General features: G+C 45.8%; 15 protein-coding genes. 12 read left to right on the plus strand and 3 right to left on the minus strand.

Features of this window, described 5'->3' with window-relative positions; genetic code table 11:
* Positions 1-400 precede the first annotated feature (400 nt).
* The 5 genes from ACE5KN_RS17380 to ACE5KN_RS17400 all read left to right on the plus strand — a co-directional run bounded on the left by ACE5KN_RS17380 (position 401) and on the right by ACE5KN_RS17400 (position 4,859).
* Positions 401-625 carry a hypothetical protein gene (locus ACE5KN_RS17380; protein WP_375526786.1) on the plus strand — a complete coding sequence of 75 codons (225 nt, stop codon included), beginning with the start codon at positions 401-403 and terminating at the stop codon, positions 623-625.
* A 184-nt stretch (positions 626-809) separates the two neighbouring features.
* Complete coding sequence (locus ACE5KN_RS17385) at positions 810-1,121, plus strand: effector binding domain-containing protein (RefSeq protein ID WP_375526785.1); 312 nt, start codon at positions 810-812, stop codon at positions 1,119-1,121.
* A gap of 458 nt (positions 1,122-1,579) precedes the next feature.
* Complete coding sequence (locus ACE5KN_RS17390; RefSeq protein WP_375526784.1) at positions 1,580-3,607, plus strand: endonuclease MutS2; 2,028 nt, start codon at positions 1,580-1,582, stop codon at positions 3,605-3,607.
* Between the two features lie 131 nt (positions 3,608-3,738).
* On the plus strand, positions 3,739-4,341 hold the full coding sequence (locus ACE5KN_RS17395) for a nitroreductase family protein (RefSeq protein WP_375526783.1): 603 nt from the start codon (positions 3,739-3,741) through the stop codon (positions 4,339-4,341).
* A gap of 158 nt (positions 4,342-4,499) precedes the next feature.
* Positions 4,500-4,859, plus strand: a complete 360-nt coding sequence (locus ACE5KN_RS17400) for an MmcQ/YjbR family DNA-binding protein (RefSeq protein ID WP_375526782.1) — start codon at positions 4,500-4,502, stop codon at positions 4,857-4,859.
* 23 nt (positions 4,860-4,882) lie between these two features.
* Here ACE5KN_RS17400 and ACE5KN_RS17405 read toward each other — a convergent pair whose 3' ends face one another.
* Complete coding sequence (locus tag ACE5KN_RS17405; RefSeq protein WP_375526781.1) at positions 4,883-5,575, minus strand: metal-dependent hydrolase; 693 nt, start codon at positions 5,573-5,575, stop codon at positions 4,883-4,885.
* A 157-nt stretch (positions 5,576-5,732) separates the two neighbouring features.
* Here ACE5KN_RS17405 and ACE5KN_RS17410 point away from each other — a divergent pair, with 157 nt between their 5' ends.
* On the plus strand, positions 5,733-6,530 hold the full coding sequence (locus tag ACE5KN_RS17410) for a PaaX family transcriptional regulator C-terminal domain-containing protein (protein WP_375526780.1): 798 nt from the start codon (positions 5,733-5,735) through the stop codon (positions 6,528-6,530).
* 62 nt (positions 6,531-6,592) lie between these two features.
* Here ACE5KN_RS17410 and ACE5KN_RS17415 read toward each other — a convergent pair whose 3' ends face one another.
* A complete protein-coding gene (locus tag ACE5KN_RS17415; RefSeq protein ID WP_375526779.1) occupies positions 6,593-7,399 on the minus strand; it encodes a hypothetical protein in 807 nt (268 codons plus the stop codon).
* 175 nt (positions 7,400-7,574) lie between these two features.
* Here ACE5KN_RS17415 and ACE5KN_RS17420 point away from each other — a divergent pair, with 175 nt between their 5' ends.
* The 6 genes from ACE5KN_RS17420 to ACE5KN_RS17445 all read left to right on the plus strand — a co-directional run bounded on the left by ACE5KN_RS17420 (position 7,575) and on the right by ACE5KN_RS17445 (position 15,907).
* Positions 7,575-8,822: a stalk domain-containing protein gene (locus ACE5KN_RS17420; protein ID WP_375526778.1), complete on the plus strand. Its 1,248-nt coding sequence runs from the start codon at positions 7,575-7,577 to the stop codon at positions 8,820-8,822.
* Between the two features lie 1,034 nt (positions 8,823-9,856).
* Positions 9,857-11,494 carry a ThiF family adenylyltransferase gene (locus ACE5KN_RS17425; protein ID WP_375526777.1) on the plus strand — a complete coding sequence of 546 codons (1,638 nt, stop codon included), beginning with the start codon at positions 9,857-9,859 and terminating at the stop codon, positions 11,492-11,494.
* Positions 11,494-12,225 carry a carboxy-S-adenosyl-L-methionine synthase CmoA gene (gene cmoA / locus ACE5KN_RS17430; RefSeq protein WP_375526776.1) on the plus strand — a complete coding sequence of 244 codons (732 nt, stop codon included), beginning with the start codon at positions 11,494-11,496 and terminating at the stop codon, positions 12,223-12,225. Before ACE5KN_RS17425 ends, cmoA begins: the two co-directional genes overlap by 1 nt.
* A 171-nt stretch (positions 12,226-12,396) precedes the next feature.
* Entirely contained in the window at positions 12,397-13,641 is a 1,245-nt protein-coding gene (locus ACE5KN_RS17435) for an MFS transporter (RefSeq protein ID WP_375526775.1), read from the plus strand.
* Positions 13,638-14,198: a GNAT family N-acetyltransferase gene (locus ACE5KN_RS17440; RefSeq protein WP_375526774.1), complete on the plus strand. Its 561-nt coding sequence runs from the start codon at positions 13,638-13,640 to the stop codon at positions 14,196-14,198. Before ACE5KN_RS17435 ends, ACE5KN_RS17440 begins: the two co-directional genes overlap by 4 nt.
* A 5-nt stretch (positions 14,199-14,203) precedes the next feature.
* Positions 14,204-15,907 (plus strand): carbamoyltransferase family protein, encoded by a 1,704-nt coding sequence (locus ACE5KN_RS17445; protein WP_375526773.1) that lies wholly within the window; start codon positions 14,204-14,206, stop codon positions 15,905-15,907.
* 214 nt (positions 15,908-16,121) lie between these two features.
* Here ACE5KN_RS17445 and ACE5KN_RS17450 read toward each other — a convergent pair whose 3' ends face one another.
* Positions 16,122-16,268, minus strand: a complete 147-nt coding sequence (locus tag ACE5KN_RS17450) for a transposase (protein ID WP_375526772.1) — start codon at positions 16,266-16,268, stop codon at positions 16,122-16,124.
* Positions 16,269-16,349: the final 81 nt, after the last annotated feature.

The following is a 16,349-nucleotide window of genomic DNA, read 5'->3' on the forward strand; positions in this document are numbered from 1 at the left end:
ATAAACCATCCAAGCCAATTGTACTGACCAAGTGTTGACGCACTTGGTCTTTATTTAAGAATATGATAACACATGAGAAAAGATGAATCAAAACCAAAATAAATAATTGAAGTATAAGGACACGTTAGTAAGCAATCTTGAAGAAGTATTTCCATCATATTATATCAGAATCAAGCATCGGCTCCGTTGGGGCCTTGGTCCGCGGGATAGATTTCGAGGTGGCATTTCAGCAGGCACATCCGACTTTGTCGGACGTCGTGAATATCGGAACGTTATATGAAATCAGCGTAAGTGCATTTTAAGTTAAGACTTAGAGGAAGTTATATAAAAATCAAAGTTCTGGAGCATCATAATGTATTGGTATGTAATAAGGTTAAAGATGGTGGAGGAGGTACATTTCATGAGTGTCCCGAATAATGAATTTGAACAAATTATAGATCAGCTAAATGATAGGAACAAAGTTGTGGCCAAGAGCTTTTTATCGTGGCTACTTGATAAGCAATTGGATGAAGAGGATGAATATTTAACAGCCAGCGATCTAGAAGCAATTGAGAAGGGCAGATTAGAGTTTCAGAACGGACAAACAAAATCGCTGGGGGATTTGAAGCGTGAGATCGAGATATAGGCTTATTTTTTCGAGTGACGCTGAGGAGGCTATCTGAAAGCTTGACAAAACTATGATAAAAAAGAATCATGAGTGTAATTGAAAATCTGAGCGAGGATCCATATATAAATGACAACCAGCCCCGACATGATAAGTTAGGGCTTATTTTTATGCGGAAGGGAATATCGTTGGGATATGGGGGGCGATGAGTGATTTAACTGAGAGCTTTAAACGTTGGACAGATCAAGGCAAGTATTTAGCTGGGTGTGAAGTATATGATGACTCAGTGGCTCCAGCAGGATGGGCTAAATGGGTTATTCCCTCATACAAATTCGCAGTAATGAAGTGCAATCAAAATACATATCAGGAAAAGTTCAATTATATGATTAACGAATACATACCCAGTACCAGCTATTCAATCGTTGGGGCAGTGCATGAATACTACAATCCGTCCGAAACAAATGGAGTTTTATATCTGTATTTTCCTATTGAAAAAACAAATAAGGACAGATTGTAATATGAAGTGCAACACCTACTGGATATAAGGCAGGGCACGGGGGCGTCAGTTGTTGACAATGGCTTCCACCTTCGGCTATATTGTAGGTACCTTTTCTCAAAGGAGAGATTTTGATGTCGGTGAGCGTTCTTAACTAATCAAATTCCATATGCAAGGATGTTTGGTGTATTGCTGAAAAAATGCTGCGGGAGCAGTGTTTCTTTGTAATGCGTTCGAACAGCCTTGGAATTAGTTAAGAACAGCGGATATCATACAAAGCCTTTGGAACAGGTCTGCCATTGTGCCCTTATCCGTGCTGAGTTCAGCGCGGTTTTTTTATTTTTTGGGCACTTTTGGCGGCATTTGAATGACGGGATTAAACCGTCTATTCAGCCTATCCTTCTTTTGTGGCGGAGAATGAGCTTGCTCATTCTTCGCCTTTTTTTGTTGCCAATACACTTACAAAGGAGAATCAACAGATGAACGAACAGGATTTACAGCGTCTTGAATACGGAAGAGTAAAGGAAGAGCTGGAGCGTTACGCCGTGTCTTATCTGGGCAAGCAGCAGGTGTTGCGGCTGGCGCCCATGACGAATGGAAAGCTGATCCGCAAAACGCTGGATGAAACGGCGGAAGCCAAAGTGCTTTTGCAGCATGGGGCCAGTGTGCCGGTGCCTTCCATGGAGGGAATGGAGCATATTTTGGGACTGTTGGGCACAGGGTATGTTTTCACCGAGCAGGAGTTTGCGCAAATCCATCAGTTTCTTACAAGCTGCTCGCAGTTGATCAGATACATGAAGGCCAAGCGCGAAGCGGCGCCGATTGTCAGTTCTTATGCGGCTTCGATGTATGAGCTGGAGAAGGTGCGCTCGGCCATCGACGGCAGCATCCGCAGCGGTCGCATCATCGATTCAGCCAGCAAGGAGCTGTCCAGAATCCGCAAAAAAATAACCGTCATTGAAGAACGCCGCAAGGGCAGGCTGAACACTCTTATGAGCAAACACCGCAGCATTTTGCAGGAGCATGTGCTGAGTACACGCGGCGGTAGATATGTATTGCCGGTCAAGAAAGAACACCGCAAGCAGGTTAAGGGCATTGTGCTTGATGAATCGGCCAGCGGACAGACCGTGTATATTGAGCCGGAGGATATCAGGACCCTGCAATATGACCTGTCCGCCCTGCAGGCGGAGGAAGCGCGGGAGGAGATGAAAATTCTCAGTGAGCTCACATTATTGGTGGAAGAGCATGCCCAGTGGATTCACATTAATGCCGAAACGGTAGGGCTGTACGATTTTCTCTTCGCTAAAGCGAAATACGCGGCTTCCATGGATGGCGGCAATGTGGAGCTGAACGAACAGGGAGTGGTACAGCTGGTTGAAGCAAGACATCCGTTCATGGGCAGCTCCATGGTGCCTTTGAACTTCGCCCTCGGCAGGGGATATACCTCGCTGATTGTTACCGGTCCGAACACCGGCGGCAAAACGCTGGCCCTCAAGACAGTCGGACTATTAACCGTCATGGTGCAGTCCGGCCTGCTGGTCCCGGTCCGTGAAGGAAGCATGTTTGCCGTGTTCCACCATGTGGCGGTGGATATCGGCGATGGTCAAAGCATCGAGCATGCGCTCAGCACCTTCTCCGCGCATATCCGGAACGTGATCGAAATACTGCAGAGCGCGGATAACCGGACGCTGGTGCTGATCGACGAAATGGCTTCCGGTACGGACCCGGGCGAGGGTGTCGCCCTCTCCATCGCAATTCTCGAAGAACTGCATCGGAGAGGGGCGGCTGTAATCGCGACGACCCACTATAACGAAATCAAGAGCTTTGCTGCGTTTGCGCCGGGTTTTGAGAATGCGCGCATGGAGTTTGATGCGCAGACGCTACAGCCTTTGTACCGTCTGCGTATCGGAGAAGCGGGCCAAAGCTATGCCTTCCAGATTGCCCTGAAGCTGGGCATTCCGGAGCGGCTCATTCAGCGTTCACGGGAAATAACGCAGGAAGGTGCCGCACAACCGGCTGAAGCAGATCAAGCTGCCCCTAATACTGTACCTGATATAGAAATGGCAGAAACGGAAGAAAAGCCAGAAACGGTAGAAACTGATCCTGTTTTTGACCAGACGGTGAAAAAGGAGTCACCACCTGTGAGGGTCATCACGAACGATGCCGGTGATCCAACCGTGGGAACTGAGTCGTCCGAGGAAAAACCTGCAAATGACATCTATGCATTCCAATTGGGGGACAGGGTGACGATTCCTTATCTGAATCAGAGCGGCATTGTGTGTGAGATGGAGGACAGCAAGGGGAATATCGGCGTCCTGATCCGCAAGCATAAAATGAAAATCCACAAAAAGAGGCTGCGCCTGCATATTGAGGGTAAAGAATTATATCCGGCCGACTATGACCTGGACATCGTGCTTGACTCGAAGGAAAACCGCAAGAAACGGAAGCTCATGAAGCGCAAGCATGTACAGGGGGTGACCATTGAAAAGCAGGGGGAGCAGGATTAACGTAAATTAAACAGGCAAAAAATCCAGATAAATTCAACATAACTCTAAATGAAGTAGCTTGATATTAAAATAAAATGTTGTTATGATAAAAAGGAAGTGACTATACAATATTAATTACAGGAGGGAACACCATGAGTAAAGATTTTTTCACTGCGATTAAAGAAAGACGCTCTTATTACGGTATCAGCAAGGAAGCTGTCATCTCGGACGCACGTATTCAGGAGATCGTGGAAGAGGCCGTTAAATACACTCCTTCTTCCTTCAACTCCCAAAGCGCCCGCGCTGTCGTATTGCTCGGTGAACAGCATGACAAACTGTGGAATATTACAGAAGAGATTCTGCGTGAGGTCGTAGGGGATGAGGCGGCATTCGCTTCCACAGCAGAGAAGATGGCCGCTTTCCGCAGCGGATACGGCACGGTGCTCTTCTTTGAAGATAATGATGTGGTAGCCGGGCTGCAGCAAAGCTTCCCATCTTATGCCGACAATTTCCCGGTATGGTCCAACCAATCGAACGGCATGCTTCAGCTGGTGGTCTGGACAGCGCTTGAACAGGAAGGGCTTGGCGCTTCTCTGCAGCACTACAACCCGCTGATCGATGAGAAAGTGAAGCATGAATGGAGCATTCCTGAAAGCTGGAGACTGATTGCCCAAATGCCGTTTGGCAAGCCTGTTGCCCAACCGGGAGACAAGGAATTCAACCCGATTGAAGAACGCGTGAAAGTTGTAAAATAAGCTTTGCACCCTATAGCAGCACCAAAAACGCCGGAGATAGGAATCCGGCGTTTTTTTGTGTACTATTAACGTTAGAATACAGCCAATACATAAAAGTGAGTGTTCAAAAAGTCAGGTTTTCAGCACCGAGAAGAACAACCTCTAAAAGGAGGCAGTGTATGTACAAGAAGCTGGAGTCCTACTGCCTGCGAAAAAAGGGAGCGGTCTCGACCTATCCGTTCGGTCCGTCCGCGCAGGTATTCAAGGTTGGGGGCAAAATGTTCGCCCTGCTCGTTGAAGAAGACGGCATGCCGTCCATTTCCCTGAAATGCGATCCCGTCATCGCCGAGAATCTGAGGGAACAAAACAAGGCGATCCGCCCCGGATACCATTTGAACAAGCAGCATTGGAATACGGTTATAGTTGACGGGTCCATACCGCAGTCCGAGCTGTATGCCATGATTGACCACTCCTATGAGCTTGTCCTGAAAGGCATGACCAAGGCAGCGCGTGCAGCCATTGAAGAGCGGCTCATCTGAAGGTTCAAATTTCGATTGAAGGGTCAGATTTCGATCGATTCACCCGGAGCGAGTACCTTGCCCTTCATCCCTTTGGCTTCAAGCTGAGCGACAAAAGCTTCGGCGTCCTGCTTGATGATCGGGAACGAGTTGTAATGCACGGGAATCGTCAGCTTGGCGTTATACCACTCGGCTGCCTGCAGCGCATCCTCAGGCCCCATGGTGAAATGGCCGCCGATCGGGATCAGTGCCACGTCGATGGAATAGCGTTCGCCGAACATTTTCATATCGCTGAAGAGGCTGGTGTCGCCTGCGTGCAGAATCGTTTTGCCTTCTGCCTGAACAATGTATCCGCCCGGCTCGCCGCCGTAGATGATCGTCTTTCTTTCTTCATCCACAATGCCGGAGGTGTGAAATGCCTGAATCATTTTGGCGGTAGCGAAGCCGAGGTCATAGGTGCCGCCCATATTCATGCCGACCGTGTTCAGGCCTTTCCAGGACATGTAGGTGGCCAGCTCGACGTTGGCGATAACGGGAATGCCGTTATTCGCCTTGGCAATGGGCTCCGCGTCCAGGATGTGGTCCATGTGGGCATGGGTCAGCAGAATGGCGTCGGTCTTGATGTCTTCCGGTTTGGTGACCGCCAGCTCGTTGCCGCTCAGAAAAGGATCGATCACGAGGGACTTGCCGCCTGCCGCGACTTGAATGGAAGAATGTCCGTGATAAATGATTTGCATGGCTGTTCACTCCTTCTACATAATAGAATTAATATTCGGCTGGAGTATCGGGTCATTCCTGTGATGTTTTCCAGCTAAAAATATATCACACAAATATACGATCGTATATATTTATGATATATTCTAGCTATTTCCGAGTCAAGCAGGGGGTCATCTTTTGTTATCGGTTGAAAAGCAAATGCTGTTCTTAATGTCCCGTACGGGGAAAATGAATATTCAGGAACTGCTGCGGATTTATGAAAAAAGGGGTTATGCCCCAACGTACATCCGCAACTCCCTGTCCCGTCTGAAAAAAGGGGGTTATGTCATTTCCCCGGCACGCTCCGAATATCAGATTACAGACATGGGGCGGTCCTTCCTGGCTTCCATCAACAGCAAACCGCTACGGGTCAGGGAGGCATGGGATGGGCGCTGGCATGTTGTGATGGCGGGTATACCGGAGGCGCAGCGCAGAAAAAGAGACGCTTTACGCGCCGGCTTGCTCCAGTTTGGATTCGGCATGCTGTATAACGGGGTGTACATTAACCCTTGGAGCAATGTCAATGAAGTGAACCGCCTGGTCGACAGTCTGGGCTTGTCCGGCTGCGTAACCTTCGTTAGCGGCAGGATGGAAATCGGCAGCATTACACCCCAGCTTGCGGAGAAAATATGGCAGCTGGAAAAGGTGGATACCCTGTACCGTGACAAGTGGCGGTGGTACCAGACGGAATTTGAACCACTCCTGCAGCGGGCAGGAGGGCAGGAGGACTCCCCGCTGGAGTTGTTTCTGCTGTATCTATCCCTCGGGGAGGCGGTCAGCGATTTGTTCCTGCTGGATCCCATGCTGCCCGCAGAACTGCTGCCTCCGGAGTGGGAGGAGCATCATGATAGGCTGGAGCAGATGATAGAGGCTTACCGCCAATTGGCGGGACGTATTCCGGGGGATTCGTTGTATGCCCCTTTTGCGGTGAATTAGACTGCGGCAGACTTGAGGCACGAATCTTCGTCCTGCAAGGCTGCCGCTTTGTTTTGGCTTGCTTACAGCCTCCACTTGATGCCAGTCTGGATGTCGCCTCCGATCTTGCCGATATGCCCACCTGCTTGAATGCCCGCACCTTTCTTGCCGATGTGTCCCCCAGCCTTCATGCCGATGCCATGGCCATTTTCTTTGGCTTCGGAGACGGTTTCATTCTCCTTGCCGCCGATATGCCCGCCAGCTGCAAGCTCAATGCCCTGTTTGTTGAGCTTTGCGCCTGCATCGACTTCCGCAGCGAGCGGGCCAATATGCCCGCCGGCCTGAACGCCGGCGCCGTGGCCGCCCCAATTGACCCCGGCACCTGCTCCGGTGGTGAGCCCGCCGATATGTCCCCCGGCATGAACGCCCGCTCCGTCAGGTCCCCAATGCGGTTTGGCATTTTCGTTCGCGGCAGACGCTGCGGCAGACTCCGGCCATTGCCCTGCGGGGGCCGAGCCGAAGCTGTGCCCGTTCCAGTGTCCGCCCGCATGAACGCCAGTTCCGTGCTCTCCACCCCAATGAACGCCTGTTTGCAGCCCGGCCTGATGTTCGCCAATGTGTCCTCCCGTATGCACATTGGCGCCATTCCAGCCGAGATTCATCCCGGCTCCCGCACCTGCGCTATGGCCGCCCAGATAACCCCCAGCCTGAACGCCGATGCCGCCGCCCCCCCAGTGTCCTCCGTAATAAGGCAAATAGCGGGGAACCAGCCCCGGATAATGAACGGTATAATATGGCACCAGATGCACCGGCTGCTGCTGCCCGGAGCTATCGGCACCATTAACGCTATAGACGTTATATGGATACTGATTGTAATCCTCCATTGTCATTCCTGTAACCTCCCGGTGAGTGGATAATTCAGCCTATTCATCAGCCCATAACCGTGATACCGGCCCTGCTGAATATGGGCGGATAACCAATTTTTAGAGGTGGCAAATCTATCCTTTTTTGCTAGAGTAATAGAGAGGGGATTTCCCTTCCAAAACAAACACAGGGAGAATGTCCATGAAACAGATGCACAAATGGGTTTTATGCTCCACCCTGCTGCTGGGGCTCGGGGGGACCGGCACGCTGGCGGGAAGTGCGGAGGCGGCAGGCGGAGTAGGCATTATGCTGGATGGTTACCCGCTTCCTTTTCCGGTAGAGCCACAGGTCATGAAAGGCACGACCATGGTTCCCTTCCGCGCGATCTCGGAAGCGCTCGGTATTAAAGTCGTATGGAACCAGGCCGCGCAGACGATTACGGCGACAAAGCAGGGAGAGAAAGGAACGCAGCAGGTTGTGCTTACCATGGGAAGCAAGACAGCTCTGGCTGGGGGGCAAAATGTCCAGTTGCCGATAGCCCCGCAGACGATCCGGGGGACAACGATGATCCCGCTCAGCTTCTTCAGCCAGCAGTTCGGCGCTGATGTATCCTGGAATCAGGGGACCAAAACCGTGTCTATCACCTCCCCCAAGGAGGACATGTACACCGTCGGCTTCTATGCGCTGTCTTCCTACAGCGAGATCAACCGGGTGCCTGAATTTGATTCCGTGGCCTTCGGCTGGAGCCGTATCGGGACGGACGGTGTTTTCACGACAGGTGCCAAGGAATACGGCTGGCCGCAGGCAGCCGGGGACGTCACACCTGAGTCGATCATTCAGAACACTGCTGCACAGGGGACTGCACCTTATTTGATGGTATATTCGGTCGACGGCAATCTGGAGCTGACGAAAAACCTGGAGGACAAGCAGCTGCAGGAGCAGACTCTGACACAAATTGTGAATACGGCCACGGAAAACGGCTTTAAGGGAATCGCCCTGGACCTGGAAGGCTTGGGCTGGAGCGGGGATAAAGCGAAAGCGCGAACGGATTACAACGCATTTGTCAAAAATCTGGCATCCCGCGCCCATCAGGCCGGCTTGAAGTTAACGGTCGTTCTTCACCCGCTGAACGGCGCTTATTCAGGCTATGATTACGGCACTTTGGGCAAGCTCGCCGATGAACTCATTATTATGGCTTATGCTTATGGAGACGAGAAGAGCCCGGAGCCTGCTGATAAAGTGGATGAGGCGATACGTCTGGCGTTGAAGGAGACCGGGAAGGAGAAGCTGGTGCTCGGCATTTCCGTGGCCAGCGAGAACAAACAGTCGGTCAATACAAAAATCGGACTGGCCAAGCGTTATGATCTGAAAGGTATTGCCGTCTGGAGGTTGGGACTGATCGGTCAGGATGTCTGGGATGAGATGAACGAGTCCATTGAATTCAAATAAACTGACATATTGACAACTTTACATGTAAGGTATAAAATGCATAAGCACGAAATGTTAGCGCCAAACATCAGGACCATACACCCAGACGGCGCAGACGTTTTTTGCATTTAACTGCATCAAGGAGCTGAGGCGGATTTTTATCTGCTGCAGCTCCTTTTTGCATGAAAGATGAGGCAGAAGAGTTAAATCTACAAAGATAACCGGGTGCAGGATGCTGGTTCAGAACGGGATTCGCCAAGCGGTCATTATAGACAGGCTAGTGGCGAGCCGAGCGGGTTATTGTTCGCAACATTTTTGACTTTGACAACAAAACAGCATCCGATATGATGACACAGGACCGATATGGTAGCTATCCCAAAGGAGGCAGATATTTTGTGTTTTTAAAACTATGTAAATTTAAAGAAAACATTTTTTGGCAAATTAAATGTAAATTATGGTAAAAGACACGCGATAAACGCCTTATACATTGCATGATGATTCAGAATCAAAGCATGAACCAACTGAAGTAAAGACGGGTCACTCAAACTGGTTATATATCTGTTATTCCTTGTGTTGGATTGGCCGCACAATCATCTTACAAAATGTGAAGGTGTATATCTATTATTTAAGTTTATTAGTTGTTTGTTTCAAGCATTATGTTTAATATGTAGGGCCAAGATATTTAATCAATTTTTGTGGTAGTGACACCATTCATGTTTTTTCTACATAATTTTACAAAAAAACCTATGGACACCATTTTATTTCGATTGTAATATAATATGTATTCCGATTGGAATATTATATATATCGATAATCTATTCAGTGTAACGAAGGGAGATCTATTCATTATGGAACCTAGTCTAGTTAGCGTTTCTTTTCGACTGAAAAGTTACCTATCTGTACATAATATAGCTGGTAGTATACATGTGGGATCACTACCTCCGCACGCGCTCGTGATAGATGATGCTCCTAAGTATTTGACAAATTTATTAAGCTTCCTTTCTCAACCCAAATCAATGTTAGAGATTAAAGTCTATCTCAGGGAGTTTACAGAATTGACTGAAGAAGAGATTGAGTCCTTGGTTAATGAATTGCTGGACAACGAGATTTTAACTTCTATTTCGTATGACCGGGAAAACCGCTACTCGCGCCATCATCTATACTTTGACATGATTGGTTTAGATCCACAGCGCGCACAAGAGGTTCTCAGCAAAAAAAAGGTCGGTCTTATTGGAATGGGTGGAATCGGTAGTAATGTGGCAATGAACTTAGCAGGAGCGGGGATAGGTACACTCGTTTTCTCTGATGGGGATACGATCGAAACGTCTAACCTAACACGCCAATTCTTATATAATGAATCCCATGTAGGTAAATTAAAAGTAGAAACAGCAGTTAATCAATTAAGCCGCTTGAACTCTACAATCAAACTAATCCCAGTTGTGGAATCGATTGCTGGAGAGGATCTATTTGAGCGCCACTTTTATGATTGCGACTTTATTGTCCTCTCGGCCGATTCTCCGATGTTTATCCACGAGTGGATAAACAACGCAGCGTTGCGTTACGGATTTGCTTACAGTAATGCAGGGTACATTGAGTCATTCGGGGTTGTTGGGCCTCTTGTCATCCCAGGTGTAACTTCTTGCTATGAATGCTATAAAAAAGATGGGGATTTGTATCGTTTTTCCGACGATCATGACGAACTGAACACAAACCTCAACACCTCATACCAAGCTCCAAGTTATGGACCTCTGAACGCATTGGTTGCTTCAATTCAGGCAAATGAAGTCATCCGCTATCTGCTTGGGGAAAAGACCAAAAGCGCTGGTAATCGCCTGCTTATAAATTCCGAGAACTATAGAATATACGAAGAGAAATTCGAACGAAATATGAATTGTCCTAAGTGTAGCCATGTATTAGCAAGTGCTGACACCCCGTCATTATTGAAACGTAACAAAACTTTATCGGAAATATATACTGAAGAACGCGAGAACAATTCTTTTAACTTCATCTTACTGGACAATTTGATGGACAAGCTTGTCAAAATCCGTCCGAACACCAGAATTCTAGATGTAGGTTGCGCAACAGGCGAACAGACTTTACGCTTCGCTGCTAAAGGAGCGCATGTGGTTGCCAACGATATCTCTCGAGAGATGTTGGATCTTTTAGAAGCGAAAATCTCTCCTCATGTAAAGGGATTAATCCAAACGCTTCATGGGGACATAGAGTATCTTAATGTTGATGGCCAATTCGACTATATTGTGTGTAATAACATTCTGGACTATCTGGCAGATATAAAATCCACTATTCACAAATTTTATAAACTGCTCAATTCCAAAGGAACATTGATCGTGAGTTTGCCCCATCCAATCAAGAATGTGGGATTTTGGAAAAAAGAATTTTACAACGGAAAATGGAATTACGAAGAATTCAATATAATGGGCTACTTTGAGGAAGGTAAGATCACCAAATCCCGTGAGAATAAGGATGGTGAGGTAGTCGTAGATGCAATCGAAACGTATCATCGTACGACTGAGAGCTACTTTCAAGCTTTCGTACAAGCTGGGTTTCAAGTTGTTTCTCTACTGGAACCAAAACCAACAGACTCTTACCATGTATCACATCCCATCCTATTTGAAAAGTGTTCGAAAATTCCGTATTTTCAAGTGTTTGTTCTGAAAAGGGGCAATGTCTAATGAATTCTGACTCGATTTATTTGGACAAGAAAACGGTGGAAGATTTTACGTTTAACAGTTCAGTTAGCCAAGTGTTTGATGATATGGTTTCCCGAAGCATTCCACATTACATTGATGCACAAAAGCTGATTGCTGATTTCGTAAAAAACAATATCAATGATAATAGTAACGTGTATGATTTAGGTTGCGCAACCGGCACGAGCATTGTACTACTGCACCAAACTGTTAGAGATAACAAACAGTTGAAATACGTGGGTATCGACAATTCAGTTTTCATGTTGGAGAAGGCTAAGCAGAAACTTAACCAACATTTTGAGAGTCCCGATCAATTTGAACTGATAGAAGCTGACATTACAAAATTTGATAATTTCCAAAAAACGGGGTGTGTATTACTCAACTTGACTTTACAGTTTGTCCGTCCTATTAAACGAATAGACCTTATTACAAAATTATATGACAATATGCAATTTGGTGGAATTCTCGCGTTGTTTGAGAAAGTGGTTGATTCGAATATGCAGTTCAATCGTGATTACATCAACATGTATCACGATTTCAAACGACAAAATCACTATTCAGAAATAGAGATTTCCAGAAAGCGTGAGGAGCTAGAAAATGTGTTGATCCCGTACACCGAGCAAGAAAACTATGAGATGCTGAAACTCGCTGGGTTCGAAAAAATATCGACAATTTTCAAATATCTCAACTTTGCAGTTATCTTAGCAGTAAAATAGGCTGGCAGGTTTCATGAAAGGAGGTGAGATACATGTTAAAAGTACGCAAAGTTAAAACCATCAAAGGTTCGTCTGCCAAGATCATGAACTAATTTTTACTGAAAAGGAGGTCTTGTACCTCCTTTTCTCTTTCAATCTACATAAACTCGAGGTATAAAGGTGATTTAAGCAATGTCAATTTGGAGAAATAAAAAATTTTCTCGTTATGCATTCGGTATGCTATTTAACTCATTAGGCAATTCATTCTTTGATCTCGCTGTTCCCCTTTTAATATATAATATGACCCAATCACTCGCTCTGATGGGCACGATGGCAATTCTTGTTCAGCTACCAAAAATATTGTTGGGACCATTGATTGGGGCGTTAGTGGATAGATTGAATCCTCGCCGAGTGCTGTTTTGTTCATATTTTTTGCAAATATTTATAATCGCTGCCCTACCAATTACTTATTATCTAAACATCCTCACACCTTGGATAGTTTTAACTGTTGGATTTCTTCTGAACGCTGTGAATTTGTTTGCACGCTCAGCAAACTTCGTTATTACCCCATTGTTGTATAAAGACCAAAGCGTACAAGCTAATGTAGCTTTTACCACTGTCTGGACTTTTTCAATGCTGATTGGTCCGATTATTGGTGCAGCTATACTGCCATTTGTATACCCAATGGGTTTGATTTTAATTGACGGATTGACGTTCTTCATTATGATTTTTAGTCTGCAATTGGTAGGTTTGCCACATAGGAAGATAACATCGAAGTGGAAATTCACGCGCATTTATAAAGACATGGCGGAAGGATTTCGCATGTCATTTGGAAATCAAAGTTTAAGGTTATTTGTATTGTCAATCGCCCTGTGTTCTTTTGCTACTGCTCCTGAAATTACATTAGTGATTTATCATTTGAAATCCGCGTTCAAGTTCTCGGACTCGTACATTGGTTATTTCACTTCTTGTGCAGGATTCGGGCTATTCGCCGGCACTCTGTTTGCGAGGTATCTAAAAAGTAAGAAAAGTAGCAATCTATTTTTTATCGGATACTCTATGATAGCTGCTGGACTCTTACTTCTGGCTATTCCATCTTGGTACCAAATTCCGGTCGCGCTGTTAATTATAGAGGCAGGAAAAATTATGTATGTTATTGGGCGCTCCGCAATCATCCAAACGCATTGTCCGAAAGAGTACTTGGGACGTGTCAACTCAACGTTCCAATTAGTTGAACAGATTATTTATCCTATTGGGATGGCTTTGGCGGTTCTGATGATTGAATCCTTCTCGATGTATACCGTGTTTGTAGGATTAGGGGTAGTGATGTTGTTGTCCCTGTTCGTACTATTCTCTAGTAGAATATCTTTAAATGAGAAGACAGGGAACGTTTTTAGCGCTCCTACTTCATCCTCTATTGGGAGTGAAAAACGATGATTGAAAAATTGGTTATTCCTTCAGAGATACGAACAAAGCGTCTGATATTGCGGATGCCTAATCCTATCTACGCCCCAGCTATTTATGAAGCAATTGTAGAGTCAAATTTGGAACTTAGTAGGTGGCTATCATGGGCTAATCAAGAGATAACCCTTGAGCAAGCGTTTATTAACGCCCAAAATGCACAGGAGGCTTTTTTGTCCAAAAATGACTTACGATATTATATGTTTGATGCCTCAGATAACTTTATAGGCAGTACGGGGCTGCATCGTATCGATTGGAACATACCTAAGTTTGAGATTGGCTTCTGGGTAAGAACATCTGCTGCTGGGCAAGGGTATGTAACAGAGGCTGTTAACGGGTTGACAGCCTTAGCTTTCCAAAAGTTTAATGCCAACCGAGTAGAGATTCGTTGCGACGAAAATCACATGAAAAGCCGAGCTATTGCTGAGAAAACAGGATTTTTATTAGAGGGGATTCTGAGAAACGACACAATGACACCGGAAGGCAAACTGCGAAATACGGCGGTGTACTCACGAATAGAAGGGTGGATTTGAGAAATATGATTACGGTTGGTTTAAATGCCTGCATCGTAGACGAGAACGGACATATTCGAGGAGTTGATGGTGGAGGCGTCTGTGTATTCCGAGATGAAGAGATATTGTTTGCCATCACTGAAGAACGTCTATCTTATAAAAAATACGATGGCGGGTTCCGCTACTCTTTACCATATGCACTTGAAGCGTGTAGTTTGACTATGAGTGATGTCGATCAGTTTGTGGTTAGCTATTACGGAGTCTCTCTAGAGGTGCCTGATCTTGTGATCGATGAGATAAAGGGCCGGTTAAAACTGCAAGATTATCAAAAGTTTATCGTAATCCCTTCACATCACTTGTCGCATGCATACATTTCGTTCTTTACGAGTGGTTACAAACGAGCACTTGTCGTCATCAATGACAATGAAGGCCAGATCATTGGTCCGAAAGTTTCATCCAATATGTTTGAAAACGCCTGTGAACGTAATTCGTATTATCTTGCAGAAGGAGATACGTTAACACTACTTGATAGAGATTTTGATTATCCTAATGCCTTGGGGTTTGGGAAAGTTTATAACAAAATTACTCGTTACCTTGGGCTTGGGAATTATCACAATGCGGGAAAGACTATGGGGTTGACTTCATATGGTTCAGGCAGCCTATTAAACATTGGAGATATCTACGAAGAAGATTACGATGGAAACCTACATTGTATTGTTCCCGACACTGGCGATACTGAAAAGGATATCCAAGCAATGTTTTCTAAGCTAGGTGCGAGCATCCCCATGGCGCGTCAAGCCAAAGATCCGTTGCGCCAAATTCACGCGGATATGGCCGAGTACGTACAACACCAATTGGAAAAATGGACTATCCATCGTGTTCGTCGATTATTGAAAGAAAACGGGCTCACTCACGTATGTGTCGGTGGTGGTGTCGCATTAAATTGCCTTACAAACAGCTTGCTGCTTAATCTACCGGAAGTAAGCGGTGTCTATGTGCCACCTGCCCCTCATGATCAGGGTCTGTGCATTGGTAATGCTCTTTATGGCATAACAGAACAGATGAAGGAAGAGGGCCGTAAAGTAAGCGCCGATTTTAAATTCCCACTATACCTGGGGAAACAATTTGATATCACTGAAGTGAAGTTGTTTGAAATTTTGGAACATTATCCGAACCTACGATTGTATAAGCTAAATAATGCTGTTGAAGAAGCTGCAAAATTGATTGCATCAGGAAATGTCATCGCATGGTACCAAGGTCGTAGTGAATTTGGCCCTCGTGCTTTGGGAAACCGCAGCATCTTGGCAGATCCACGTGATAAATTAGTTATCAACCGTCTAAATTTAGAAATCAAAAAGCGTGAAGCATTCCGTCCATTCGCACCAAGTGTGTTACTGGAAAAAATGGAGGACTACTTTGAGGGATTTTCAGGAGAAAGTCCGTCGATGATGTTCACTGCAATGGTGCGTCCAGAGAAAAAGGCACTCCTATCGGCGATTACACATGTAGATGGTACGGCACGCCTTCAAACAGTCACGAAGGAATCGAATCCAAAGTATCACCGTCTAATTGAAACATTTGGGGAAATGACCGGCATATATGTTCTTGTTGACACATCGTTTAACCTTGACGGGATGCCAATTGTTGAATCCCCTTCTGATGCAGTGCAATGTTTTTCAAAGAGTAGTCTAGACGCACTAATCATTGGAGATTACATCATTCGTAAATAACTTAAATACTTTCTTGGTAAAGTGAAAACTGAACAGATAAGCAGTGTGTATTAATCTTATATTTGTTGCAGCAACCCCGAACCTAAAAATAACTCGAGAAAATCTAAGAATTAGTGGTTGAGTTAGTCACCCTTAGATGTTGTTGGTTTATTCCAATATAATTGACTGAACCCTTGATTTACATTCCTATACAAAGCAAATCCATTTCACAGGTTCAGAACTGATGTGTTTTCATGAAAGCAGCAATGTTGTTTCGATGGTGGTAGAACCTTTTGTAGAAAACATTATGAACCACATCACTCTTCAGCCATTCCCAAAATCCTTCTATGGGGTTTAAATCCGGAGAGGGCTTAGGCAACAAGATGAATTGCGGCCATTGCTGTTATTGTAAATTTCGCGGAGGATCTTGTGTCGGGAGACGGTGTACGGAAGCCATATAGTG

It is taken from the genome of Paenibacillus terreus (assembly GCF_042138595.1).
Taxonomy (GTDB): domain Bacteria; phylum Bacillota; class Bacilli; order Paenibacillales; family Paenibacillaceae; genus Paenibacillus; species Paenibacillus terreus.

What these genes read in the sequence shown, in the direction of transcription:
- ACE5KN_RS17440 (WP_375526774.1), top strand. Translation starts at nt 13,638, where the DNA reads ATGATTGAAAAATTGGTTATTCCTTCAGAGATACGAACAAAGCGTCTG.
- ACE5KN_RS17390 (WP_375526784.1), top strand. Translation starts at nt 1,580, where the DNA reads ATGAACGAACAGGATTTACAGCGTCTTGAATACGGAAGAGTAAAGGAA.
- ACE5KN_RS17405 (WP_375526781.1), bottom strand. Translation starts at nt 5,575, where the DNA reads ATGCAAATCATTTATCACGGACATTCTTCCATTCAAGTCGCGGCAGGC.
- ACE5KN_RS17380 (WP_375526786.1), top strand. Translation starts at nt 401, where the DNA reads ATGAGTGTCCCGAATAATGAATTTGAACAAATTATAGATCAGCTAAAT.
- ACE5KN_RS17445 (WP_375526773.1), top strand. Translation starts at nt 14,204, where the DNA reads ATGATTACGGTTGGTTTAAATGCCTGCATCGTAGACGAGAACGGACAT.
- ACE5KN_RS17420 (WP_375526778.1), top strand. Translation starts at nt 7,575, where the DNA reads ATGAAACAGATGCACAAATGGGTTTTATGCTCCACCCTGCTGCTGGGG.
- ACE5KN_RS17415 (WP_375526779.1), bottom strand. Translation starts at nt 7,399, where the DNA reads ATGACAATGGAGGATTACAATCAGTATCCATATAACGTCTATAGCGTT.
- ACE5KN_RS17395 (WP_375526783.1), top strand. Translation starts at nt 3,739, where the DNA reads ATGAGTAAAGATTTTTTCACTGCGATTAAAGAAAGACGCTCTTATTAC.
- ACE5KN_RS17385 (WP_375526785.1), top strand. Translation starts at nt 810, where the DNA reads ATGAGTGATTTAACTGAGAGCTTTAAACGTTGGACAGATCAAGGCAAG.
- ACE5KN_RS17435 (WP_375526775.1), top strand. Translation starts at nt 12,397, where the DNA reads ATGTCAATTTGGAGAAATAAAAAATTTTCTCGTTATGCATTCGGTATG.
- cmoA (WP_375526776.1), top strand. Translation starts at nt 11,494, where the DNA reads ATGAATTCTGACTCGATTTATTTGGACAAGAAAACGGTGGAAGATTTT.
- ACE5KN_RS17400 (WP_375526782.1), top strand. Translation starts at nt 4,500, where the DNA reads ATGTACAAGAAGCTGGAGTCCTACTGCCTGCGAAAAAAGGGAGCGGTC.